Consider the following 21,269-nt stretch of genomic DNA (forward strand, 5'->3'; position numbering starts at 1 on the left):
CCGTCAGTCCGCCTCCCTAAAATGACAGTCTTTTCTACCATCTATGAGTGGGAAAGGATTTTCAACCGCTCCCTGTCGAGAGGTCATGTTAAGCCACGCCCCAGCGGCGCAACGGGATTCACATCAAGTCCCTGTTAGATCAGCACCGAATTACCTGTGTATAGTGGTTCTTCTCGGCCACCGACCCGCCTTTGCCGAGAGCTATCCAGGGGCAACTGGCGCTTGGTAACGGCAAATCGGGCTCCGGTTCCCCCCTTTAAACCCGGCTCAGGAGGCCTCTAGTGCGTCCACTGCTCAACTTCGCGTCCCGCTACGGCGTTCTTACCCTAACCCTCCTACTGACCCTGACCCTTCTCATCGGTGAGCTGAGGAGCCCTGGATGGGACGGAGGGTGGCTACTGATACTGCTCGTTCCCCTTTCCCTGCTCGGCCTCTGGGACTATTTCCAGACTCGTCACACCCTGATGAGAAACTATCCCATCGTTGCCCACTTCCGCTGGCTGTTCGAGGATCTGCGCCCCTTCCTGAGGCAATATATCGTTGAGGACGACCTGAGCGGCCGCCCCTACAACCGGCATCAGCGCTCCCTGGTCTATGAGCGTGCGAAAGATACCGTCGACGCCCAACCGCTGGGGACTTCGCTGGATGTTTATGGGGAAGAATACGAGTTACTTGCCCATTCTTTTGCCCCCAAACCGCTGGGCGATGCCGACATCCGGATCGATATCGGTGGCCCTCAATGCGCGAAGCCCTATGTTGCCTCCATTCTGAACATTTCTGCCATGAGCTTCGGAGCCCTGAGCGGACGCGCCATCCAGGCCCTGAATAAAGGCGCGCGCCTGGGCAATTTCTACCACGACACCGGAGAAGGCGGCATCAGCCGCTATCACCGTCAGCACGGCGGCGATCTGGTGTGGGAAATAGGAAGCGGCTATTTTGGCTGTCGCGACAAGGACGGCAATTTCAGCGAGGAACTGTTCGCCGAGCACGCGGTCTCCGAGCAGGTCAAGATGATTGAAATCAAGCTCAGCCAGGGCGCGAAGCCAGGCCATGGCGGTGTTCTACCCGGCCCCAAAGTGACCGCTGAAATCGCCGAGGCGCGGCAAGTCAAAGCCGGGACCGAGTGTGTGTCTCCCGCTTATCATCGAGCCTTCAATACCCCGATAGAAATGCTTGAGTTCGCCGCAAGGTTGCGCGAGCTTTCGGGAGGAAAGCCCGTGGGCATCAAATTCTGCGTAGGCCAACCCTGGGAGGTCTTCGCCATCTGCAAAGCAATGCTGAAGACGGGCATCCGACTCGACTACATGGTGGTCGACGGCGCCGAAGGCGGCACAGGAGCCGCGCCGGAAGAGTTTTCAGACCACATGGGCATGCCGCTGCGCGAGGGACTGGTCTTCGTGCGCAACGCACTGGTAGGGAGCGGCCTACGCCCGGATATCAGGCTGGCCGCATCCGGCAAGGTTTTCAGTGCCTTCTCCATCGCCAGCAACCTCGCGCTCGGGGCCGACTGGTGCAACGCGGCACGCGCCTTTATGTTCTCCATCGGCTGCGTCATGTCCAAGCGCTGCCACACCGATAAGTGCCCGACCGGCGTTGCCACTCAAGATCCTGGCCGCCAGCGAGGGCTGATCGTCGAAGACAAGGCTCTGCGTGTTGCGAACTTCCACCGCAATACGTTGAAGAGGCTGGCTGAACTGGTCGCCGCCGCGGGGCTCGATCATCCCAGTCAATTTACCCCCCACCACCTCTACCACCGGGTGACACCCAACTCCATCGCGACCATGGATAGCATCCAGGAATTCCTGGAACCCAATGTTCTGCTTGAAGCGCCGGAAAGCACACCCTATGCGGCGTGGTGGGCGGCGGCCAGCGCCGAGACCTTCACGCCGAAGCACTCCCCCGGCCCCGCTCACCACCGGATCATCGCAGTCGGCTGATAAGGCCTAATCGGTGACCATCGTGGCAGGCATCCGCACGGCCACGACCCGGCCAGTGGCGCAGACCACCCCGTTGGCGGAAACCGTCGTGTTGACGACGACCTTACGGTCGGTCACCTCCTCGATGGTCCCACGTACTTCCAATGGCACGCCCAGCGGGGTGGGTTTCAGGTAATCCACATGAAGCGAGCCGGTCACGAACCGCAGAGGGGGTTCTGTGCCCATTTCCCGACCTTCCCGGCGGTAGGCCGCTGCCGCAGCACTGCCGGTGCTGTGGCAATCGACGATGGATGCAATCAAGCCACCATAGACATAACCGGGGATCGCAATATGAAACTCGGCAGGCGTCACCGTGGCAACGGTTTCATCTCCATCCCAGTAGCTTTTCAACTGTAAACCGTGCTGATTGAGGCGTCCGCAGCCATAACAATGGCTGAGTTGGTCCGGGTAACAATCCTGGAAGGCTTTGTTGGTCATAGAGGTTGGAACTCCATTTGGGGTCATCGTCAGCCAGACGATTCACTGCAGGGGCAAAAGCCCCTACAAATCGTCCGGAAAAAACGCTAGCCCCCTATTCTTCCAGAATGTAGGCAGTCGTCTCCAGCGGAGTTTCATCTTCATCGATAAATTTAAAGGTATTCCAGCCGACACGAATCACGTCCTCGTTATTCAATCGCTGACGACCGGTCACCCGGGTATCGTTGACAAAGGTACCGTTGGTGCTGGCCGCATCCACAATGTAATAGTCCTTTACGCCATCCAAATACTGGTTCTCTTCGATATCGATGCGGGCATGGTTTCCGCTGACAGCAATTTCATCGATACGGATATCATTCTCGGGATGGCGGCCAATGGTGATCGATGCCCCCTCCAACTCGAACGTTTTGACGACAACACCATCCATCAACTGCGCCAATACTGCCATAACCGCCTACCTCTCCGAATTTTCCGATGGCTGATGAGGCTGACCTTGCGCCTCTGGTGAATCGAAACCCAGTAAAATTACAGACACATTATCGTTTGCCTCCTGTGCGAGGCTGGCCGCAATCAGATTCCTTGCCTGAGTTGCCAGGGAAGCCTTACCCCCCGTCACCCCGTGCCACTCCGTCGGCGACAAGGCGCCGGGAAGACCGTCCGAGCAAAGCAACAGGCGGTCACCCGCCATCACCGGGAGTCGCCGCAGCGTCGGCGTCACCGCCGACTCGGCGCCCACCGCCTTGGTCAGGATATTCCGGAATGGAACCTGCGATACGTCCTCCGACCGGATAGAACCATCGTCGAGCATTTTCTGCACAACCGTATCGTCCCGCGTGAGCTGTTCCACCCGTCCTCCCGACAGCCGATAACAACGGGAATCACCGACGTGCGCGATGTAGGCCTCCTCTCCCTGAATCCAGGCGAGGACCAGCGTGGTCCCCATCCGCGACCGATCTCCATCAAGCCGGCGGGCATCGCGGATACGACGGTTAGCATGCGCTATCGCGTCACTCAGCGTTGCCTCGATGACCGCTGGCGAATGATCGTTAGCGCCCTTCAACTGCCCCAACACGGCCATACAGGCTTCCACTGCCAGGTGGCTTGCGACCTCACCACCTTCATATCCTCCCATCCCATCAGCCAGCACAGCCAAGGCCGAGCCTTTGTCGTCAGCAACCCACCAGTCAATGGCATCCTCGTTATAGCGGCGTCGATTCCCAGCATCCGTCGCGCCAGCAGCCTGGACCTTCAGCATGAGACCTCCCTGCCGAATTCACGGCTAAGTGCCTTACGCACCGCGTCCGCCATTTCCTCCGCCGACGCAAATCGCTTGGCGGGGTCCTTTTGAATCGCCTTATTGATAATGCGCACGGCGCTGGCTGGGAGATCCGGGCGGAATTCACGAACACTTCTTGGTCGCTTGTTCAGGATCTGATAAGTGAGATTTGCCAGCGTATCCGCGTGATAGGGTGTTTCAGCCGTCAGCAGTTTGAAAAACGTCACCCCCAGGCTGTAGAGGTCGGAGGCGCCGCTGACTTTCTGGCCTTTGAGCTGTTCCGGTGACATGTAAAGCGGACTGCCGAGGACACTCCCGGTCTTGGTACGAGAGTCGTCCGACAACTTGGCAATGCCGAAATCAGTGACCTTTAACGCGCCGGTTTGGGGGTCGTAGATGATATTGGCCGGTTTGATGTCCCGGTGAATGACCTTCTGTTCGTGCGCATAAGCCAACGCATCGGCAATACGCGCCACAATGTCGTAGACGGTCGCAACCGGCAGAAGGGATTTTGTCTTGGCGAATGCACTTAGCGGCCGCCCCTCAGCAAAATCCATGGCAATGAACGCCAGGTCCCGCTCTTCGCCAACATCGTAGACCGTAATAATATTGGCATGACTCAGGCGCCCCGCCGCCTCCGCCTCGCGGAAGAAGCGGGACTTGAGATCCTTCAACTGGCCGGGGTCAAACTGGTCGTAATTGAGGGTCTTGATGGCCACCGAGCGCGCGATATGGGGGTCCCGCCCGAGATAGACCACGCCCATAGCCCCGCGACCAAGCTCCCGCTGGATTTCGTAGCGGCCAAGCGTCGGTTTGCTGACGGCGGTTTCCGACAGGACCAGGGTTCTGGTCCCATCCAGGGCCCCGCCCCCACTTCCGGCGTCTACCTGTTGAAGCGCCTCCAGGCGTTCAGCGACATCCTTGTACTGTTTGCGCACGGCAACGATTTCCCGGTAAACCCGAATGGCACTCTCATAATCCCTGCGTTTTTCCTGACGAATGGCAACATCGTATTTAAGGGCCAGTGCATCTGCTGTCGGCGCGCAAGCGTCGACCGCTGCCAGCGTTTCTTCCAATTGCCCCTGCTGGAGCAACACCTTTCCCAGCCTGACCCGAGTGTCCTGCAGAGATACCCGAAGTTCGTCGATTTGCCGATGCGGATGCAGCCAGAACAACATGACGATCAGCCCAGCGGCCAGAAACGTCGTCACCTCCCCAAGCGGCACCCAATGACGCCCGTAAAGCTGCAAAGCCACTTGAGCCAACACCATACCCACGGCAAACAGAAGGCTTAGCAATAGGCCGGTTCCAGTCCGTAGACGCGGCAGTATCCCCACCAACAACAGTGTGACCGCAATCAGCAGACCGCGTTCAACGGGCGCGGCCCAGATTGGATTGTCCATCCCGGCGTGCGCAAGCAGGGATGGCAACGCGCTTTCAGATGGCAGGGGAAGCAGCGGACGGAGATGGGCCGACGCAGGGTGTAACAGGCTTTGCGCCAGCACGAACAGCAGCCGGTCCAGCGACGAAAGCCAGGAAAAGTCCTCGCCAAAGACAAGAACCAGCACCGCTAGTCCGACGACCAGCGTTCTCAAACTGAACAGGCGCGACATGAGCGTTTCGATGTCGAATACTCCTAAAAATTCGACAACAGCATTTAACCGGGCTGCCGCCACAAAGGCACCCGTAAGACGTTAATCCCTTAGGATAGTCTAGAAACGCAAAACGCCCTGTAACAGTTCGAAACCATGTCGTTGTGTAAGTAGTTGTTGTAATGAGAACCCGTTGGCGAATCGGACCTCAATCGGTCCGCCGCCAAAATCGCTGCATCTCCAGATACATGAAGGAGGCGCTCCAGGTGATCAACACCAAACCCGTGAGAGACTCCAGTCCGGCGAGAAAACGGATATGGCCGAACGGCTCGACATCGCCAAGGCCAAGTGATGTATAGGTTGTAAAGGAAAAGTAGCTGCAGTCCAGCAAGCTGTTATTGAAGTTCCCCGAGAGCGTACCCAGGTGGACATAGTGAATCAGCGCGAAATAGCCTGCGGCGAACAGCCAGACCTCTGCCACATGGGCAAACAGACAGCCAAAAACGCCAAGCAGGACGCGCACTCGATGCTGGACCGGAAAACGCGGCAAGAGGACCGTCAGCCACTTGAGTACTTCATAGTGGATCATGACCGCCGTGGCCACCAGGACACTGTTGATGACAATAATCTCAATCATAATCGGATCGCTTAAGCTGCCAACGCAACGTCATAGGGCTTCGGTTCGGGAGATTAACGGCGACCGGAGCCAAGGCGAGCGTTGATCATCAAATTGCGCGGGGTCAGCAGTCGATCGCAAAAGGTCCCCAGCTCCACCTGATAGCCCGCTTCCTGAAGATAGCAGACCCGATCCAACACCACCCACAGCTCAATGAACCGGCGAAACAGGTGCGCAACAAGCTCCTGGCGCCGCAGCGCCTGCAAACGTTGCCATCCCCGGGCTTCATAGCCCGACAGGTCGAGCTGCTGCGACAGACCCAACCCCTTGCACTGCGCCGCCCAATGGCAAAAGGTGTCGAATGCGCCGGATAGCAGCACCTTCGGGAGCGAAGGCAGCGGCAGGTACTCGTCCTGTTCCCGCAGCTCCCGCTGCAACGCGTCGAATCCCAGACGCCAGGCCACCTCGATATCCCGAAGACGACGGACACGCCGTCCAGCCGTCACCGTCTCCTGCACGCACAGACGCAGTTCGCGCCGGGTCAGCCCTAAATCCCGCTCCCGGCCAACGATGGAATACGGACGATAAAGGTCCCCGGAGCGACGGTGATAACAACAGGGAGACAGGCTCAGTGACGGAGTGCCTTGGCTGCACGCCAAGACCAACAGGCGTTCGTGCAACTCGCCACAGGCATGCAGAGCCACAACCTGCCCGCTGCGGGCGATCCAGTCAGCGGCTTCGGGCGCCAAAACATCCTGAAACGCCAAATGGCATGCCATGCGGTGCTGGACGGACAGTTGATTCCCCGCCTCGCACAAAGCCTTATCCCACTCCAGGCCGACAACCTTTTGGTCCCGGATAGCCGCCAGCCAGCGACCAAGATGGCCCTTGCCCGCACACCACTCGAGAAGCGGCGCTTTATGGATATCCTGCGGTGTGCTCGGTACCCGCGCCGCGAAGCTCCGTATCTGCTGCCACTTCCGACCCGGCACGCCAGTACTCAAACGATCGTGATGCGAAGTATCGGTCTGCCCTTGGGCGCTATCAAGACGAGGCACCGAGATCCACGCCAAGGCGCTATCCAAGCCGTCTATCCAGGGAGAAAGCTGTGTCGCCAGCAGCTCAGGATCGGCTTCCAGCGACGCCACGTCAGCATCCGTAAGCGACTGCAGATAGTGCCATAGGGCTGGCTGAGTCCGCTGCCAGTCGAGCTCCGGATCGACAAAGGCGGATGGCTGCCAGAATGCCCGGTGCTCGGCGAGAAAGCCGCCCAATCGACATAAGCGGTGCGCATGATCCATCGGCATTGATCTTCGTAGAATCGCCTCAGGACTGGTCGCGGAAACGAGCCTTGGCTCGTCGCCCCTTTGCTTCCAGCATGGGCTTCAGAAACTGGCGAACACCCGGCGCCAGGTAGGCAACATTGGCCAATATGCCGGAAAACACCGGCAGGGCCTGTTCGCGCCGCCCGTCTCTGGCACAGTCCAGAACCAAACGGGCAACCTCCTCGGCAGAACTCATCGGCTGGGAAAAGACCAGATCGGGCACTTCATCGATGTCGGAAAGAATAAAACCCGTGGAGATCGGCCCCGGCGACACGACAGATACGCTGACGGACGTCCCCCGCAACTCTTCTGCCAGCGCGAAGCTAAAGGCCCGCAAGCCAAACTTCGTTGCCGAGTAGGTCGCTTCGTCATCCAGTGGTACACGGCCCGCGAGGGATGCGACATTGACGACGGCCCCCTTAGGCGCCTTTTTCAAATGCGGCAGAGCCAGCTTGATCAATCTCAGAGGAGCGACCAGGTTGACGTTAAGGACCTGCTCCATGGCATCCAGACTGACCTGCTCCACGGGGCCCCGGCTATTGAACCCCGCGTTGTTGACCAGAATATCGATCCCGCCGCAGACCTCCAGCGTGGTGTCGATCAGGCGCTCACAGTCCTCGCGACGACTGAGATCGACGGCAACCGCCAGCGCACCATTGCCGAGTTCATCGGCCATACGCTCCAACGTATCGCCGGACCGGGCGGCCAGCACGACACGGGCTCCCTCCGCCGCAAACAACCGCGCGCAGGCTTCGCCCACGCCCGAGGACGCTCCGGTAACGATCACAGTCCGCTTTTCAAATCTCATCTTCACCGGGGCATCCTCTGTAGGAAAGCAGTAGATGCTAGGCTACGCGGCCGAGTAAGACAACGGGCCGATCAGGACAACGATCCCACAGACGATTCCCACCGTCCCTCTGTTCAGTTGTTGCAATACCTGAAAGAATGGCCCGACCCTGTGATTGGATTCCTTGGAGTACACCATGAAACTACTGGGTTCAACGACCTCTCCCTACGTTCGCCGCACCCGCCTGCTGTTGGCCGGTCGGCCCTATGAATTCGTCGACCTAGCCATCTATGCCGAAGATCGCGATGTGCTGCGCAGCCACAATCCGGCGTTACGCATTCCGGTGCTGCAGGATGGCGATCTGACATTGTTCGATTCGCGGGTAATCTCCCGCTATCTGGGCCAGAAGTTCCAACAGCCCGCATTGAGCTGGGACGAAGAAAACCTGTTAACGGTGATCGATGCTGCCAACGACGCCTATGTCGTCCTGTTCCAGGCACAACGGTCCGGGATAGACACGCAGCAGGACAGCATGCTGTTCAACCTTCAACGGGAGCGGGTGGAAAAGAGCCTGAAGGAATTGGCGGACAAGGTGAAAGCCGGTGCCTTTGATCACTGGAACTACCCATCGATCTGTCTGTATAGCCTGATTGACTGGCTGGACTTCCGGGAGCTGAACGACTTCAAGGGCCTGGAAGCGTTAACGGAGTTCCGCGACCGCAACCGTCAGCAACCGGGTATCGCAGAAACCGACCCTCGTAACACGTAGAGATCGACGACGATGGTCAGTGCATCGGCACCGGACCATCGTCGCTCAACGGGCGTATATCAGCTCCCTGGGCGATTGATGATCGCCATTGTCAGGCGGGAAATACACACCAGGCGCCCCTGCTCATCCTCGATGCGGATTTCCCACACCTGGGTGCTGCTGCCCAGATGCTGGGGCCGCGCCGTTCCATAGACCCAACCCTCGCGCACCGAACGAATGTGGTTGGCGTTGATGTCCAGGCCCACACCCGCCTTGCCGGGCTCTCTCAGGCACAGGTTGGCACCGATGCTGCCCAGGGTTTCCGCCAATACCACTGAGGCACCGCCATGCAGAATGCCTGCTGGCTGGATAGTCCGCTTGTCCACCGGCATCCTTGCGCGCAGGAAATCGTCGCCGACTTCCAGGAATTCAATACCGACATAACTGACCAGGGTGTCACGGCCACTGGCCTCCAACGCCTCGAGTGTCGGCGTCGTGGTCCAGATAGGCTTTTTCAAAGGAGGCTGGGCGTTCATGCATGACCTTTCAGTTTCGACTGGAGAAGCTCTCTCACCTGAGGCGCCGCGGCATAAGGATCGCTGGGATTGCGCCCTTCGAGCACATCTTCCATGCGGGTCCTGACATTATCGAGCGCCTGGGGGTGGGAGTAGATATAAAAACGGTTTTGGCGGATAGCGTCAAACGTCATCTCCGCGACCGCCTCGGCGGACACCTTACCCGATGAAACCGCTTTCTGCGACATCATCTGGGCCACTTGCTGACTGGCCGTCGGCCGGCTTGCGTTGCGTAATTCGTCCGGCCGATTCCGGTGCGATTCGCTGATACCTGTCGGTACGAAATAGGGACACAGGACCGACGCCCCGATAGGCGCATCGACCAGGTCGAGATCCTGGTAGAGCGTCTCCGACAATGACACGACAGCATGTTTGGAGACGTTATAGACGCCCATCGTCGGGGCATTCAAGAGGCCTGCCATCGACGCTGTATTGACGATATGCCCCTCGTAGTCGCTGTCCTGCGCGGCAAGCTTCAGCATCAACGGCGTGAAGGTTCGGACGCCGTGGATCACTCCCCACAGGTTGACGCCGAGCACCCACTCCCAGTCAGCGACGCTGTTCTCCCAAACCAGTCCGCCAGAACCGACACCGGCATTATTGAATACCAGATGCACCGCCCCGAAACGGGCCATCGCCGCATCTGCCAGCGCCTGTACCTGCTCAGCCTTGCGAACGTCACAAAGGCAGGTCTCGACTTCCGCACCCGACGACACTAATTCCGCCCGTATGGCATCCAGTCCATCCTGCTGGACATCCGCCAACACCAGCTTCATTCCCTCCCGCGCTCCCAGCCGCGCAAACTCGCGACCGAAACCACTGGCGGCACCGGTGATCACCGCAACGCGCTGCTCCAGGTTCTGCATACATCCCCCTATTTACATGCCGAATGGACGGACCAAGGCGCCCACCTCAGGGGGGAAATCTCGCATGAGAGCCGCCCAATCGCAAGTTCAATGGAATATTATTTTGCATGGCGAAACACTAAACCACTGAAGACTGACCTCGACGGACATCCAAACGCCGCTGGATCGCCTCAAAGAGGCTGTCCGTCGTCAAAGCGAGCAGGCCGATCAGGATCGCCCCCTGCAAAACGAAGGCAGTATTGCCGTTGATCAGTCCCGCGATTATCGGATCACCCAGTGTCCGCGCACCGATGGTGGAGCCGATCGCCGCCGTCGCGATATTGATGGTCACGGATGTCCTGACGCCGGCCAGTATCACGCGTGAGGCCAAGGGGAGCTCGATACGAAACAGGATCTGCCACGGCGACATCCCCATTCCCTTCGCCGCCTCGAGCACCGTCGGACTGATACCATCCAGCCCTACCAGCGTATTGCGCAGCACCGGTAACAGACCATAGAGCCCCAAGGCGACCAAGGTCGGCGCTGCACCAAAACCCAATGCAGGGACGGACAACGCCAGCACCGCCACCGGCGGGAACGTCTGGCCAATAGAGGCTATCTGGCTCGCCAGAGGCAGGAAATCCCGTCCTCCGGGACGGGTCACCAGAATACCTGCAATCATCGCCGTCAGCGCAGCGGCCAGGCCCGAGGCAAACACCAGTTCAACATGCAGCCACAGCAGGTACAGGAAATCCTGGCGATTGTAGACGACCGTGCGTGTATCCGGCTGCAACCAGTGAAACAATGGGGCCAGCCAAGACATACCGACGGTCGCCAGCAGCAACACGGCCAACCAGGTCAACGGCCGGAGCCAGGCCCGCCACATCATCAGAAACCTTCCGCCATTAGTCGGGAGAGCCGTATAACCCCGACAGAGTCGCCATTCCCATCGACCACCCGCAAGCTCTCCCGATGGTGGCGGAACATCAACGACAACGCCTGCCTCAAGGTGTCTTCCATCAACAACGCCGGAGCCTCGCCCGACAGGTCGTCCGTCGGTGCCTCCCTGTCCAGCAGCTCGCTCACCTGCCGCAAAGCCGCGGCTTTCAGCCCCCGGTCCTGGCTACCGATCAGGTTTTCCACAAAGGCATTCGCCGGCCGCCTCAGAAGGACATCCGGCGAGTCATACTGCATCACTCTCCCCTCGTGCATCACCACAATGCGCGATGCCAGGCGTAGGGCCTCATCGATATCGTGCGTCACGAAGACAATGGTTTTGTGTAGCTGCGCCTGAATCCTCAACATTTCCTGCTGAAGATTTTCCCGTGTGATAGCGTCCAGTGCGCCGAACGGCTCATCCATCAACAGGATATTCGGGTTACCCGCTAAGGCTCTTGCCACACCCACCCGCTGCGCCTGCCCGCCGGATAACGCATGGGGGAATTTGCCGGCAAAGGTTTCCGGCGGCAACCCCAACAGATTCAACAGCTCGGTGACCCGCGCCTCTATGTCGGCTGGGGACCAACCGAGCAAACGAGGGACCAGCCCGATGTTGCGGGCAACCGTCCAATGGGGGAACAGGCCAGTCCCCTGAATCGCATATCCAATACCCCGCCTCAGGGTTTGTGGATCGAAACTGGCAATCTGCCGACCGTCGATCAGGATGCGACCGGCATCGTGAGGCAACAGCCGGTTGATCATCCGTAGCGTGGTGGATTTGCCGCAACCGGACGACCCCACCAACACGCATACCTCGCCGGATTCCACCGTCAGCGACAGGTTGTCGACGGCAACACGGTCACCGAAACGCTTGGTGACGCCCTGTAGTTCGATCATGAGGTTATCTCCGGAATCACTCGCCAGTGGCGGGCGAGCCATGAAAACAGGAGATCGGCCAACAACGCCAGGCCGATGGTCGGCAGGGCCCCAAGCAAGACCAGATCCATCGCTGCCTGCCCCAACCCCTGAAAGATGAAGGTACCCAGTCCTCCGGCACCGATCAGTGCTGCCACTGCCGTTAGCCCGATGGCCTGAATCGTCGTTACCCGCACACCTTCGATGATGACCGGCAACGCCAGCGGCCACTTGATCTGGCGAAACAGCTGGCTTTCGCTCATGCCCATGCCTCGCCCGGCTTCAAGAAGGTCGGCAGGGATTTCCGTTAACGCCACGAACGTATTACGTACCATCGGCAACAGGCTGTAGGCCACCAACGCCAGGGCCGCCGGCGCCCACCCGATGCCTCGAATCCCCAGGTCCCGCAATAAGGTGGAATGCGCTGAAAGGTAACTCAAGGGGGCAATCAACAGACCAAACAGTGCCAGACTGGGAATCGTCTGGACAAAGTTGACCAGCGCAAATACCGGACGCTGCCAGCGAGGCCTTCGGGTCATCGCCACGGCAAGGAAAAAGCTGACCACCAGGCTGACACCCACGGAACCGAGGGACAGTGCCAGATGCTGCTCCAGCACCGTTGCGAACTGATCGGACCGGTTATGGTACTCCCGAATCAGAGACAGCGCGTCTAAAGCCCCGGTTCGCACGTCATAGAACCAGACCACCAGCACGACTGCAGCGGTCATCAGGCGGCGCCATGTCCCCTTATCGCGCAGTACCTCGATCATGATCAGCAGCAGGAAAAAGAGCAGGCACCAGAAGCCCGCACCGACCTCAACTCTGGCAAAGGGCTGGTCTGGCGACAGGTGTAGGCGTGAAAAGTGCGCCAATGACAGAGGAAGGCCGGCCAACAGCAGGATGGCCAGCACGTCGATAACCGTTCTGATCGTTTTCACTACCGGCATTCGCCAGGGTAGTGATGGCAGGATGATCAGCAGGGCCAATCCCACCAGATAGAAGGCAGACAGGCCTCCACCTATGGCGGAGAGCAGCGGGAAACCGGTCGCCGGGACAATCCTGTTTGGCTGGACACCCGCAAAATCCAGCGCCCAAACCAGGATAAGCGCCAGCCCCGCCAGGACCGGAATGACCCGATGAAAACCTCTCAAGCGCAAACTTTACTTCCGTTTCAACGAATCCAGGTATTTACGGGCAACCTGCTCGGCGGGTTCACCTTTGACCGCAACATCCGCATTCAAGCGCTGCAACGTTTGCAGGCTGAGAGACTTGAACACCGGTGCCAACAACGTGGGAATGCGGGGATACGCTTTGAGAACCGCCTCCCGAATGATCGGCGTCGGCTCGTAAACCGGCTGAACCCCCTTGGTATCCTTCATCACCCGGAGATCCAGCGCACTCAGGCCCCCATCAGTGCCGTAGGTCATAGCGCCGTTGACGCCGTTGGTTTTCAAGGCGGCAGCACGAATCGTCGCAGCAGTGTTGCCACCGGAAAGGATAACCAACTGGTCCTGTTTGAGCTTGAACCCATAGGCTTTTTCAAAAGCCGGCAAGGCGCTGGGAGAATTCACGAACTCGGCGCTGGCCGCAAATTTGAAATCGCCGCCCTGATTGATGTACTTGGCCAGGTCATCCAGGGTCTTGAGATGGTGCGCCCGCGCCAGATCCCCTCGAACACTCATAGCCCAGGTGTTATTGGCATGGGCCGGCGTCAGCCAGACGATTTTGTGGGCGGCATAGTCCAGCTTCTTAACGGCCTCGTAGCCCTGTTTGGCATTTTTCCAGACGGGGCTGTCTTTCTTATCGAAGAAGAAGGCGCCGTTACCGGTGTACTCCGGATAGATATCGATCTCACCGGCAATAATCGCCTTGCGTACGATACTGGTGGCGCCCAGTTGCAGCCGGTTTTTCACCGGAATACCCGCGTCCTGCAGACGCAGCAGGATCAGGTTGCCCAGTACGGAACCCTCGGTGTCGATCTTGGAGGACACGACGACAGGGTTGGCAGCCTCTGCGCTCATACCTGTCAGCAACAGGGCAAAAAAGACCAAGGTTTGACAGCGTGTTAACCAGGACACGGCGCTTCCTCTTATTGTCGTTAATGATCCAGTTTCCGGTGCAGCAAGACTGCGCTCCGGCCCGCGCTATTTTGCAAACAGTTGAGACAGGTCGTTAAAGGCTTTGAATTCCAGGGCATTGCCTGACGGGTCGAGAAAGAACATCGTCGCCTGCTCGCCCGTCTGGCCCTCAAAGCGGATGTAGGGTTCGATCTTGAACTGGACTCCCGCAGCGACCAGCCGGTCACGCAATGCCTTCCAATCCGCCATGGTCAATACGATACCGAAATGGGGAACCGGAACCTCATGCCCATCCACAGGATTGTGATGTACCGTCTCAGGCACATCCTGTGGTGGCCGGTAATGGGCCACGATCTGGTGGCCAAACAGGTCGAAATCGATCCAGTTTTCCGAGCTGCGGCCCTCGGGACACCCCAGCACCTCGCCATAGAAATGACGGGCGGCCGCCAGATCGTTAACAGGGAAAGCCAGGTGAAAAGGTCGAAGCTCGCTCATGGTGTTTTCCTTCCGGTTGAAGCCGACAGAGCGCACCACGCCATAGATGCCATCGATCTGAACCTGAGCTAACGCAGACTCAACAACCACATCAGGCTGGCCGCATGATTTCCTTCGCATTGAACCATGATCCATGCATCGGTGCAGCCCCTATTGGTCGTATTCACCAAGGGGATTTTCGACGAAGAGCGGTCTTGGGGATCGCCCGGCGAGGCTCGTTATCGAGCGGGCGAACTGCAGGAGGGCATTAATCCGGTCAGATGGGCGCCTACGGCAACAAGGCGTTCGGCGCCATCAGGCAGAGCCTTCTTACTTCATCAGCGCCTTTTCAGTCTCGCTGTCCAGACGACCGGTAACCTTCAGTTTATGGGCCTTCTGGAAGGACATGATCGCCCGCTCCGTACGATGCCCCATAAAACCATCAGCCTTCAATTTGGCGCCGTGACGGTTCAAGGCTTCCTGAGCCTTTTTCACCGTGGCACTGCGGTGCATCTTCCGATGGTGCTTCTTCACGACGTGCTTGCCGGCCTCGGCTTTCATTTCCTTGGCGGGAGCAGCCGGCTTCGCATCGTTAGCAGCCATTGCCGCCAACGGGAGTGCAGACATCGATCCAGCCAAAACAGCGGCTACCATTATCCTTTTCATTGTTGCTTTCGGCATTGCCAGTTTCCTCAGTAAACAATCTGCCGTTACGTTGCTCGCGACATCTCACAGGCTTTACCTGGGCGAGCGCGATCCGGTATAAGACAGTCAATTCCAATTTTCAGCAGACACTGATCGAACAATTTTCTTGATGAAGATCAAGTTTTTCACTACATCGAACGATTCTAGGCGAATGACCGACCGATGAAGCCCCTATCCAAGGCGCAATCACGACAGGATCGGCCGTCTGCAGGCGACCTGGCCCGGCAATGGGCGTCGCTATCGCCAAAGGACGCCATTGCCCTGCAACGCGCAGAGGCCGGGCGTATCATCCTGCAGGATCAGTTGCCGGCGCGCATTAACACTGTCGCGGGTGTCGATGTGGGCTTTGAAGACAAAAACACTGCCCGGGCGGCTGTCGTCGTCCTTCGACTTAGCGATCTCTCACCACTGGACTACAGTATTGCACGGCAACCTGTGGCGTTTCCCTATATACCCGGGCTGCTGTCATTCAGGGAATGTCCGGTCATACTGAAGGCGCTCGAACAGCTCAGTGAGCAACCCGACCTGTTGCTTTGTGACGGCCAGGGGATCGCGCATCCCCGGCGCCTGGGCATAGCCTCCCACATTGGACTCCTGACAGGCCTTCCCAGCATTGGCGTCGCCAAAAGCCGCCTCACCGGGCAACATGGCCCGGTACCGGAGAACAGGGGCGAGTGGACACCGCTCACGGATGGCGCAGAATGCATTGGCGCGGTCCTGCGCACACGGGCGGGCGTTAACCCTCTGTATGTCTCAGCGGGGCATCGCATCAGCCTGCCCACAGCGATCGACTACGTCATGGCCTGCACTACCCGCTACCGCCTACCCGAAACGACCCGCTGGGCCGATGGCATCGCTTCGGCACGAGGTCAGCGCTGGCTGAACCAGCTCACGTCCCTGGGCAAACACTGTAACTGACAAGGCCCTGAAACCGACCGAAAGTCGTCTCTGTTGATCCAGCGCAACTCCCCGCAAACCAACTCTTTCTACCATGTGCCTCTTTACTTTTGTGAGGAGAAAAATCGCATGCCCGCCGATCCTATCGAGCTGTATAACGACGGGAACCACAAATGCCTGATGTTCGACTCCCTGGTCACCGGTGACGGTGTCCAATCCAACCAGTTCCTGATCCTCGATGGCGAAGACAGCGCCTTGATTGATCCCGGCGGCGACCTAACCTTTACCCCCCTGCAGGTCGCCGCTTCGCGTTACATGAGATTGGATGCCCTCACCTACGTCTTGGCCTCCCACCAGGACCCCGACATCATCGCCGCCCTCGACCGCTGGCTGGTTCACAGCCAATGTAAGGTGGTCACCTCAAAGCTCTGGGCGCGATTCCTGCCTCACCTTGCATCAGGGCATGTCAGCCGGAACCTCAAGGTCAACGTTTACGAGCGCATCGTCCCCATTCCGGACGAAGGCATGAACCTTCGCTTCGGCAAAAACAGTCTTCAATGCGTGCCGGCGCATTTCCTCCATTCCGTCGGAAACTTCCACTTCTACGATCCGGTTTCACGGATTCTGTTTTCCGGCGATATGGGTGCATCCATGGGGGACGGACAAAGTCCTGTCGAAGATTTCGATCGCCACGTTCCCTTTATGGAGGGATTCCATCGCCGCTATATGGCCTCCAACAAGGCCTGCCGGCTGTGGGCCAATGCGGTTCGTCATCTCGATATCGACATGATCGTTCCGCAACATGGGCGCCCATTCAAAGGTAAAATCATGGTCGGTCGTTTTCTGGACTGGGTATCAGAACTGGCCTGCGGTCTGGATCTCATGACAGAAGAGAGCTACCGCCCGCCTGAGGGCTGAACGGTTACTTCTCGACAGGGTCGTGAAAGCCAAGGCGGGCGATACAGGGAAATCGTCATTTGATATATTCAGCAGATAATGACAGCTTTCACGACCAAGTATGGGCCGCGAGGGATACGCCCTCAAGAAACAAAAGTACGGATACGGGCCGTCAGCTTTGCAGAAGGTGTGAAGAACCATGAGGTCAATTCCTTCAGCCGCTATCCGTGCTATTGTCTGCGCCTTATTGCTGATCGCAGCCAGCCCCAAAGTGCTGGCAGACGGCTCAATCACCTTCTTTCTGGAAGATGAGCCCATCTATACCTCCAGCTCCCAGGAAACACCCGGTTTCCTGATGGAAATCGTCCTGAAAATGGCCGATACCATGAACCTGAAACCCAACGTTCGCTTTCTGCCCTGGAGGCGAGCCCAATTTTTGGCCATGCGCACACCCAATGCGATGATTTTCCCGCTGACCCGGACGTCCATGCGCGAGCATCATTACCGCTGGATCTGCAAACTCTTCGATGTTCCGGTCATGTTTATCAACAAGGTGGGTACCCGGAAAATCGATACTCCGGCGCAAGCAAAGAAGGTTAGAGGAATTGGCGTCATCATTGGCACGCCGCAGGAAGAACGCCTGAAAGCGTTCGGCATCCCTTATGTCGCCATGCCCGGTGACCAGTTGTATGCGGCTCTCGAGCAAAACCAGGTTTCAGCCATCTACACCGCTAAACCTGAGGCCATACTGGGTTGGCGAGAGGCGGGATATCGGGAACCCCTTCAATTCGGCCAAACCCAGCAAGTGCTTTCACTGTGGATTGCGGCCAACCAGGACTCCCCTGCCGTGAATACGGCCGACTGGCAAGAGGCCTTGGCGAAGATCAAGCAGAGCGGCTATTACAACACCATACTGCATAAATATTTTGGTGCTGAAGCAGCCCAGCTGGTACCGCATCACGGGGTTACGGACGAGTTGTCCGCAATAAAACGTTCGAAGTCTGCCACCGGTAGTGGCCGGGAAAACAGGTATCCCTGACCGTAATCACAACCGGTATCCACCAACAGGCGGCGCTGTGCGTCGGTTTCTACACCTTCAGCAATCACCTTCAAGCCCATTTTATGCGCCATGACGACGATCGCTTCCACTAGAACGAGATCGTTGTGCTCTGCTTCCAGATTGCGGACAAACGACTGGTCGATCTTGAGGTAATCGATGTGAAAACGCTTCAGGTATGACAGCGCCGAATACCCTGTCCCAAAGTCATCGATAGCCAACTGGATACCGGCCTCACGGAAACGCAACAGGCGGTCGGTCACCTCGGGATGGACGTTCAATAACAGGCCCTCCGTGATTTCGACACTCAGATTACGCTGGTCGGCGCCGATCTCGCTGAGATAGCCTAGCCAGTCTTCAATTTTCAGGGCGTCGCTCTGGAACTGCACCGGCGACATATTCACCGAAACCTGCAGCCCCTGGCCAAACCTCTCGGCCCAGCGCCGCGTCAGGCCCGCCGTTTCACGAAACACCCAGTCGCCGATCTCAACGATCAGCCCAGTCTCCTCCGCCAGCGGAATAAACTCCGCAGGGCTGATCATGCCGATATCAGGATGATGCCAACGTAACAGCGCCTCGGCCTTAACGACCAAACCGTTACTGAGATCAATGATCGGCTGGAAATGAAGCTCAAACTGTCGGGCTGCCAGCGCAACGCGTAAATCGTTGATCAGCTTAAGCCGATGTTGCGCACTGTCATGCAACGCCTTTGTGAAATAGCTCAGGCGATTCCGCCCCGCCTCTTTCGCCGCATACATGGCTTGATCGGCATTGCTCAAAAGCTGGTCGACCTCACCGGAATCCTCCGGATAGAAGGTGATGCCAATACTGCCTGAGATGTAGACTGTCTCGCCATTGACCGAAAACGGCTCAGCCAACACGCTAATGATCTGCTCCGCCACCTGTTCGGCATCCGCAGGATCTGCCAGTTGGGTCAGGATCACCGTGAACTCGTCGCCGCCGAGCCGGGCCACCGTATCCGATTCCCTGACACAGTCCTTGATCCGGACTGCCGCCTGAATCAGCAACAAGTCGCCAATCTGGTGTCCCAGAGTGTCATTAACATCCTTGAAACGGTCCAGGTCGATGAATAGCAGGCCTAGCAGTGAGCCTTCACGATGGGCTTTGCGTAATTCGTGATTCAGGCGATCCTGAAACATATAGCGGTTCGGCAGCTCGGTCAGGAAATCGTAATTGGCCTGATGCCAGATCAATTCATCCGAGCGTACCTTGTTGGTGATATCCGAGCCCAGCGCCACATACCGTTGCACCTGGCCGTCTTCATCCCGAATCGTGTTGATCGTCAACCATTCCGGGAAAATTTCGCCATTCTTACGGCGATTCCAGATTTCTCCCTGCCACAGTCCGGTCTTCGTAATGTCCTGCCACATCAGACGGAAAAAATCATCTGTATGACGACCTGAACGAAGGATACTGGGTTTCCTGCCGATCACCTCCTCCAAGGTATAACCCGTGACCTTGGTGAACGCCGGGTTTATCGCAACGATCTGATTGTCCGCGTCGGTCACCAGCATCGCCTCGGCACTACTTCGGTATATCGAGGAGGCAAGATGCAGCTCTTCCTCGGCACGGCGACGCTCAATCGCGAGCCCCACCAGATTCGCAGCACTTTCGATAATGGCTATTTCGTTAGCATCCGGCGCACTGGGAGTGCTGTGGTAAATGGCAAAGGTACCGCTCACCTTGCCAGAAGGGATGCGAATCGGTTCCGACCAACAGGCCGCCAAGCCAGCCTTTGCGGCAATGTCCCGATACAAAATCCAATAGGGATGCGTGCCGATATCGTCAACAACAACACGCTTACCAGTATAGGCCGCGGTGCCACAGGAGCCCACGCCGGCACCGATCTCAACACCGTTAATCGCGTTATTATAAAAATCAGGCAGGCTCGGCGCCGCGCCCATCATCAAGTGTTTGGAACCTTCATCAAGAAGCAGGATCGAACACATCGCATCAGGCAGGATAGCCTCCACTCCCGCGACGACGTGAAGCAGAACCTCCTTGAGCGGCAACCCCTTAGCCAATTTTTCCAGGGCAACCCGCCGCATCTGGTCCCGGATCTCGGCCAACTTCCGTTGGGTGATATCCTGAAGCAGCGATACCGTATACGCGAGCGATCCATCCTCATTCCGGATAGCGCGGACCGCAAGATCCACATAGACAACCTTGCCGTCTCGGCGAATAAAGCGCTTCTCCAGCGAAAAATCATCAATCTCCCGATTCGTCAACCGGGTCAATACCGCTTCGCTGTCCACTCGATCATCCGGATGAGTGAGTTCCAGCCACGTCATTTCTGCCAACTCGTCCGCCGAGTACCCCAGCATCTCGCACAGCGCCGGATTGACCTCAAGCCAGTTGCGATTCGGCAGTGTTGCGGCCATCCCAACCATCGAACGCTCGAAATAGGCCCGAAAATGCTGTTCGCTGCTCTGCAACGCCCTCAGAGCTTCAAGTCGAGACCGCTCGCGATCGAAGTTATCCAGCGCAAAGCTGATATCCCGTGTCATTTCATCAAGGAGGGCGACAGTTTCATTGTCGAAGAAATCGTCGGCCTCGTGATACACCGACATCATGGCGAATGGCTGTCCATTCCGTTGGATCGGGAACGAGCCACTACTTCCCCAACCAAAGCGTTTCGCCTCAGCATGCCAGGGGGCCGTCATCGGGTTTTGGACAAAATTATTGATGATGATGTTACGGTTTTCGCGAAACGCCTTGGCGGAGGGTCCCTGTCCCTCCGGCAGATCCTCGCGAACGGAAATCTGGATTCGTTGGACATAATCGGCTCCGGAGCCATGCCACACGACAGGTGCCAGGCGATCAGAATCCGATTCCTTCTCGCCAATCCAGGCCATCCGGGCGCCGCCGAATTCCACCGCAATACGGCAAACCAATGGGAATAACTCCGCCTCGTCACTCATGCGGAGTATGGCTTGATTGATTTCGCTGAGGGCCCGGTAGATCTGGGTCAGCCTCATGACGCGCGCTTTCGACAACTCGTCAAGGAGGTTTGCCGGTACGTCTTGGCTCATGCCGAGGCCTCAAGATTGCTCACGAATGAACGACAGGGAATCGATTTTCGGCAGGTACAATTAACCACACTATTAA

General features: G+C 57.9%; 21 protein-coding genes. 5 read left to right on the forward strand and 16 right to left on the reverse strand.

Annotated elements, in window-relative coordinates; genetic code table 11:
* Positions 1–281 precede the first annotated feature (281 nt).
* A complete protein-coding gene (locus CLR77_RS15740) occupies positions 282–1,937 on the forward strand; it encodes an FMN-binding glutamate synthase family protein (protein ID WP_406564962.1) in 1,656 nt (551 codons plus the stop codon).
* Positions 1,938–1,943: 6 nt separating this feature from the next.
* On the opposite strand, the gene CLR77_RS15745 is transcribed toward CLR77_RS15740, so the two are convergent.
* The 7 genes from CLR77_RS15745 to CLR77_RS15775 form a co-directional block, all read right to left on the reverse strand.
* Entirely contained in the window at positions 1,944–2,414 is a 471-nt protein-coding gene (locus tag CLR77_RS15745) for a PaaI family thioesterase (RefSeq protein ID WP_097461638.1), read from the reverse strand.
* A gap of 94 nt (positions 2,415–2,508) precedes the next feature.
* On the reverse strand, positions 2,509–2,862 hold the full coding sequence (locus CLR77_RS15750; RefSeq protein ID WP_097461639.1) for an FHA domain-containing protein: 354 nt from the start codon (positions 2,860–2,862) through the stop codon (positions 2,509–2,511).
* Between the two features lie 6 nt (positions 2,863–2,868).
* Positions 2,869–3,669 (reverse strand): PP2C family protein-serine/threonine phosphatase, encoded by an 801-nt coding sequence (locus tag CLR77_RS15755; protein WP_227519956.1) that lies wholly within the window; start codon positions 3,667–3,669, stop codon positions 2,869–2,871.
* Entirely contained in the window at positions 3,663–5,303 is a 1,641-nt protein-coding gene (locus tag CLR77_RS15760) for a serine/threonine-protein kinase (protein WP_097461640.1), read from the reverse strand. The genes CLR77_RS15755 and CLR77_RS15760 overlap by 7 nt, the downstream gene beginning before the upstream one ends.
* Positions 5,304–5,490: 187 nt before the next feature.
* Positions 5,491–5,919, reverse strand: a complete 429-nt coding sequence (locus CLR77_RS15765; protein WP_097461642.1) for an ion channel — start codon at positions 5,917–5,919, stop codon at positions 5,491–5,493.
* A gap of 53 nt (positions 5,920–5,972) precedes the next feature.
* Positions 5,973–7,205 (reverse strand): methyltransferase, encoded by a 1,233-nt coding sequence (locus CLR77_RS15770; RefSeq protein ID WP_097461644.1) that lies wholly within the window; start codon positions 7,203–7,205, stop codon positions 5,973–5,975.
* Positions 7,206–7,224: 19 nt separating this feature from the next.
* On the reverse strand, positions 7,225–8,031 hold the full coding sequence (locus CLR77_RS15775; RefSeq protein WP_097461645.1) for an SDR family NAD(P)-dependent oxidoreductase: 807 nt from the start codon (positions 8,029–8,031) through the stop codon (positions 7,225–7,227).
* A gap of 175 nt (positions 8,032–8,206) precedes the next feature.
* Between CLR77_RS15775 and CLR77_RS15780 the strand changes: the two genes are divergently transcribed.
* Positions 8,207–8,779, forward strand: coding sequence for a glutathione S-transferase family protein (locus tag CLR77_RS15780; RefSeq protein WP_097461647.1), 573 nt, complete (start codon positions 8,207–8,209; stop codon positions 8,777–8,779).
* A gap of 59 nt (positions 8,780–8,838) precedes the next feature.
* Here the strand turns inward: CLR77_RS15780 and CLR77_RS15785 are convergent, their stop codons facing one another.
* The 8 genes from CLR77_RS15785 to CLR77_RS15820 all read right to left on the reverse strand — a co-directional run bounded on the left by CLR77_RS15785 (position 8,839) and on the right by CLR77_RS15820 (position 15,211).
* The gene (locus CLR77_RS15785; RefSeq protein ID WP_097461648.1) at positions 8,839–9,294 is read right to left on the reverse strand and encodes a hotdog fold thioesterase; all 456 of its coding nucleotides are present in this window, start codon (positions 9,292–9,294) and stop codon (positions 8,839–8,841) included.
* Positions 9,291–10,199 (reverse strand): SDR family oxidoreductase, encoded by a 909-nt coding sequence (locus CLR77_RS15790; protein WP_097461649.1) that lies wholly within the window; start codon positions 10,197–10,199, stop codon positions 9,291–9,293. Before CLR77_RS15790 ends, CLR77_RS15785 begins: the two co-directional genes overlap by 4 nt.
* A 118-nt stretch (positions 10,200–10,317) precedes the next feature.
* On the reverse strand, positions 10,318–11,067 hold the full coding sequence (locus CLR77_RS15795) for an ABC transporter permease (RefSeq protein ID WP_406564963.1): 750 nt from the start codon (positions 11,065–11,067) through the stop codon (positions 10,318–10,320).
* Positions 11,067–12,014 carry an ABC transporter ATP-binding protein gene (locus CLR77_RS15800; RefSeq protein WP_097461651.1) on the reverse strand — a complete coding sequence of 316 codons (948 nt, stop codon included), beginning with the start codon at positions 12,012–12,014 and terminating at the stop codon, positions 11,067–11,069. The genes CLR77_RS15795 and CLR77_RS15800 overlap by 1 nt, the downstream gene beginning before the upstream one ends.
* Entirely contained in the window at positions 12,011–13,189 is a 1,179-nt protein-coding gene (locus tag CLR77_RS15805; RefSeq protein ID WP_198962797.1) for an ABC transporter permease, read from the reverse strand. Before CLR77_RS15805 ends, CLR77_RS15800 begins: the two co-directional genes overlap by 4 nt.
* 3 nt (positions 13,190–13,192) lie before the next feature.
* Positions 13,193–14,053, reverse strand: a complete 861-nt coding sequence (gene osmF / locus CLR77_RS15810; protein ID WP_097461909.1) for a glycine betaine ABC transporter substrate-binding protein OsmF — start codon at positions 14,051–14,053, stop codon at positions 13,193–13,195.
* A 123-nt stretch (positions 14,054–14,176) separates the two neighbouring features.
* Positions 14,177–14,605 carry a VOC family protein gene (locus CLR77_RS15815; RefSeq protein ID WP_097461910.1) on the reverse strand — a complete coding sequence of 143 codons (429 nt, stop codon included), beginning with the start codon at positions 14,603–14,605 and terminating at the stop codon, positions 14,177–14,179.
* A gap of 309 nt (positions 14,606–14,914) precedes the next feature.
* Positions 14,915–15,211 carry a peptidoglycan-binding domain-containing protein gene (locus CLR77_RS15820; protein ID WP_158227224.1) on the reverse strand — a complete coding sequence of 99 codons (297 nt, stop codon included), beginning with the start codon at positions 15,209–15,211 and terminating at the stop codon, positions 14,915–14,917.
* 240 nt (positions 15,212–15,451) lie between these two features.
* Between CLR77_RS15820 and nfi the strand changes: the two genes are divergently transcribed.
* From nfi to CLR77_RS15835, 3 genes are all read left to right on the forward strand, one after another.
* The gene (gene nfi / locus CLR77_RS15825) at positions 15,452–16,207 is read left to right on the forward strand and encodes a deoxyribonuclease V (RefSeq protein WP_097461653.1); all 756 of its coding nucleotides are present in this window, start codon (positions 15,452–15,454) and stop codon (positions 16,205–16,207) included.
* Positions 16,208–16,315: 108 nt separating this feature from the next.
* The gene (locus tag CLR77_RS15830; RefSeq protein ID WP_097461654.1) at positions 16,316–17,104 is read left to right on the forward strand and encodes an oxygen-binding di-iron domain-containing protein; all 789 of its coding nucleotides are present in this window, start codon (positions 16,316–16,318) and stop codon (positions 17,102–17,104) included.
* 178 nt (positions 17,105–17,282) lie between these two features.
* Positions 17,283–18,122 (forward strand): substrate-binding periplasmic protein, encoded by an 840-nt coding sequence (locus CLR77_RS15835; RefSeq protein ID WP_097461655.1) that lies wholly within the window; start codon positions 17,283–17,285, stop codon positions 18,120–18,122.
* Here the strand turns inward: CLR77_RS15835 and CLR77_RS15840 are convergent.
* Positions 18,041–21,193 (reverse strand): EAL domain-containing protein, encoded by a 3,153-nt coding sequence (locus CLR77_RS15840; protein WP_097461657.1) that lies wholly within the window; start codon positions 21,191–21,193, stop codon positions 18,041–18,043. The genes CLR77_RS15835 and CLR77_RS15840 overlap by 82 nt on opposite strands.
* Positions 21,194–21,269 lie beyond the last annotated feature (76 nt).

Source organism: Mangrovitalea sediminis, assembly GCF_002514725.1.
GTDB lineage: Bacteria > Pseudomonadota > Gammaproteobacteria > Pseudomonadales > Oleiphilaceae > Mangrovitalea > Mangrovitalea sediminis.

What these genes read in the sequence shown, in the direction of transcription:
- nfi (WP_097461653.1), top strand. Translation starts at nt 15,452, where the DNA reads ATGAAGCCCCTATCCAAGGCGCAATCACGACAGGATCGGCCGTCTGCA.
- CLR77_RS15790 (WP_097461649.1), bottom strand. Translation starts at nt 10,199, where the DNA reads ATGCAGAACCTGGAGCAGCGCGTTGCGGTGATCACCGGTGCCGCCAGT.
- CLR77_RS15820 (WP_158227224.1), bottom strand. Translation starts at nt 15,211, where the DNA reads ATGTCTGCACTCCCGTTGGCGGCAATGGCTGCTAACGATGCGAAGCCG.
- CLR77_RS15785 (WP_097461648.1), bottom strand. Translation starts at nt 9,294, where the DNA reads ATGAACGCCCAGCCTCCTTTGAAAAAGCCTATCTGGACCACGACGCCG.
- CLR77_RS15830 (WP_097461654.1), top strand. Translation starts at nt 16,316, where the DNA reads ATGCCCGCCGATCCTATCGAGCTGTATAACGACGGGAACCACAAATGC.
- CLR77_RS15755 (WP_227519956.1), bottom strand. Translation starts at nt 3,669, where the DNA reads ATGCTGAAGGTCCAGGCTGCTGGCGCGACGGATGCTGGGAATCGACGC.
- CLR77_RS15750 (WP_097461639.1), bottom strand. Translation starts at nt 2,862, where the DNA reads ATGGCAGTATTGGCGCAGTTGATGGATGGTGTTGTCGTCAAAACGTTC.
- CLR77_RS15775 (WP_097461645.1), bottom strand. Translation starts at nt 8,031, where the DNA reads ATGAGATTTGAAAAGCGGACTGTGATCGTTACCGGAGCGTCCTCGGGC.
- CLR77_RS15760 (WP_097461640.1), bottom strand. Translation starts at nt 5,303, where the DNA reads ATGTCGCGCCTGTTCAGTTTGAGAACGCTGGTCGTCGGACTAGCGGTG.
- CLR77_RS15800 (WP_097461651.1), bottom strand. Translation starts at nt 12,014, where the DNA reads ATGATCGAACTACAGGGCGTCACCAAGCGTTTCGGTGACCGTGTTGCC.
- CLR77_RS15840 (WP_097461657.1), bottom strand. Translation starts at nt 21,193, where the DNA reads ATGAGCCAAGACGTACCGGCAAACCTCCTTGACGAGTTGTCGAAAGCG.
- CLR77_RS15765 (WP_097461642.1), bottom strand. Translation starts at nt 5,919, where the DNA reads ATGATTGAGATTATTGTCATCAACAGTGTCCTGGTGGCCACGGCGGTC.
- CLR77_RS15795 (WP_406564963.1), bottom strand. Translation starts at nt 11,067, where the DNA reads ATGATGTGGCGGGCCTGGCTCCGGCCGTTGACCTGGTTGGCCGTGTTG.
- CLR77_RS15770 (WP_097461644.1), bottom strand. Translation starts at nt 7,205, where the DNA reads ATGCCGATGGATCATGCGCACCGCTTATGTCGATTGGGCGGCTTTCTC.
- CLR77_RS15780 (WP_097461647.1), top strand. Translation starts at nt 8,207, where the DNA reads ATGAAACTACTGGGTTCAACGACCTCTCCCTACGTTCGCCGCACCCGC.
- CLR77_RS15745 (WP_097461638.1), bottom strand. Translation starts at nt 2,414, where the DNA reads ATGACCAACAAAGCCTTCCAGGATTGTTACCCGGACCAACTCAGCCAT.
- CLR77_RS15835 (WP_097461655.1), top strand. Translation starts at nt 17,283, where the DNA reads ATGAGGTCAATTCCTTCAGCCGCTATCCGTGCTATTGTCTGCGCCTTA.
- CLR77_RS15815 (WP_097461910.1), bottom strand. Translation starts at nt 14,605, where the DNA reads ATGAGCGAGCTTCGACCTTTTCACCTGGCTTTCCCTGTTAACGATCTG.
- osmF (WP_097461909.1), bottom strand. Translation starts at nt 14,053, where the DNA reads ATGAGCGCAGAGGCTGCCAACCCTGTCGTCGTGTCCTCCAAGATCGAC.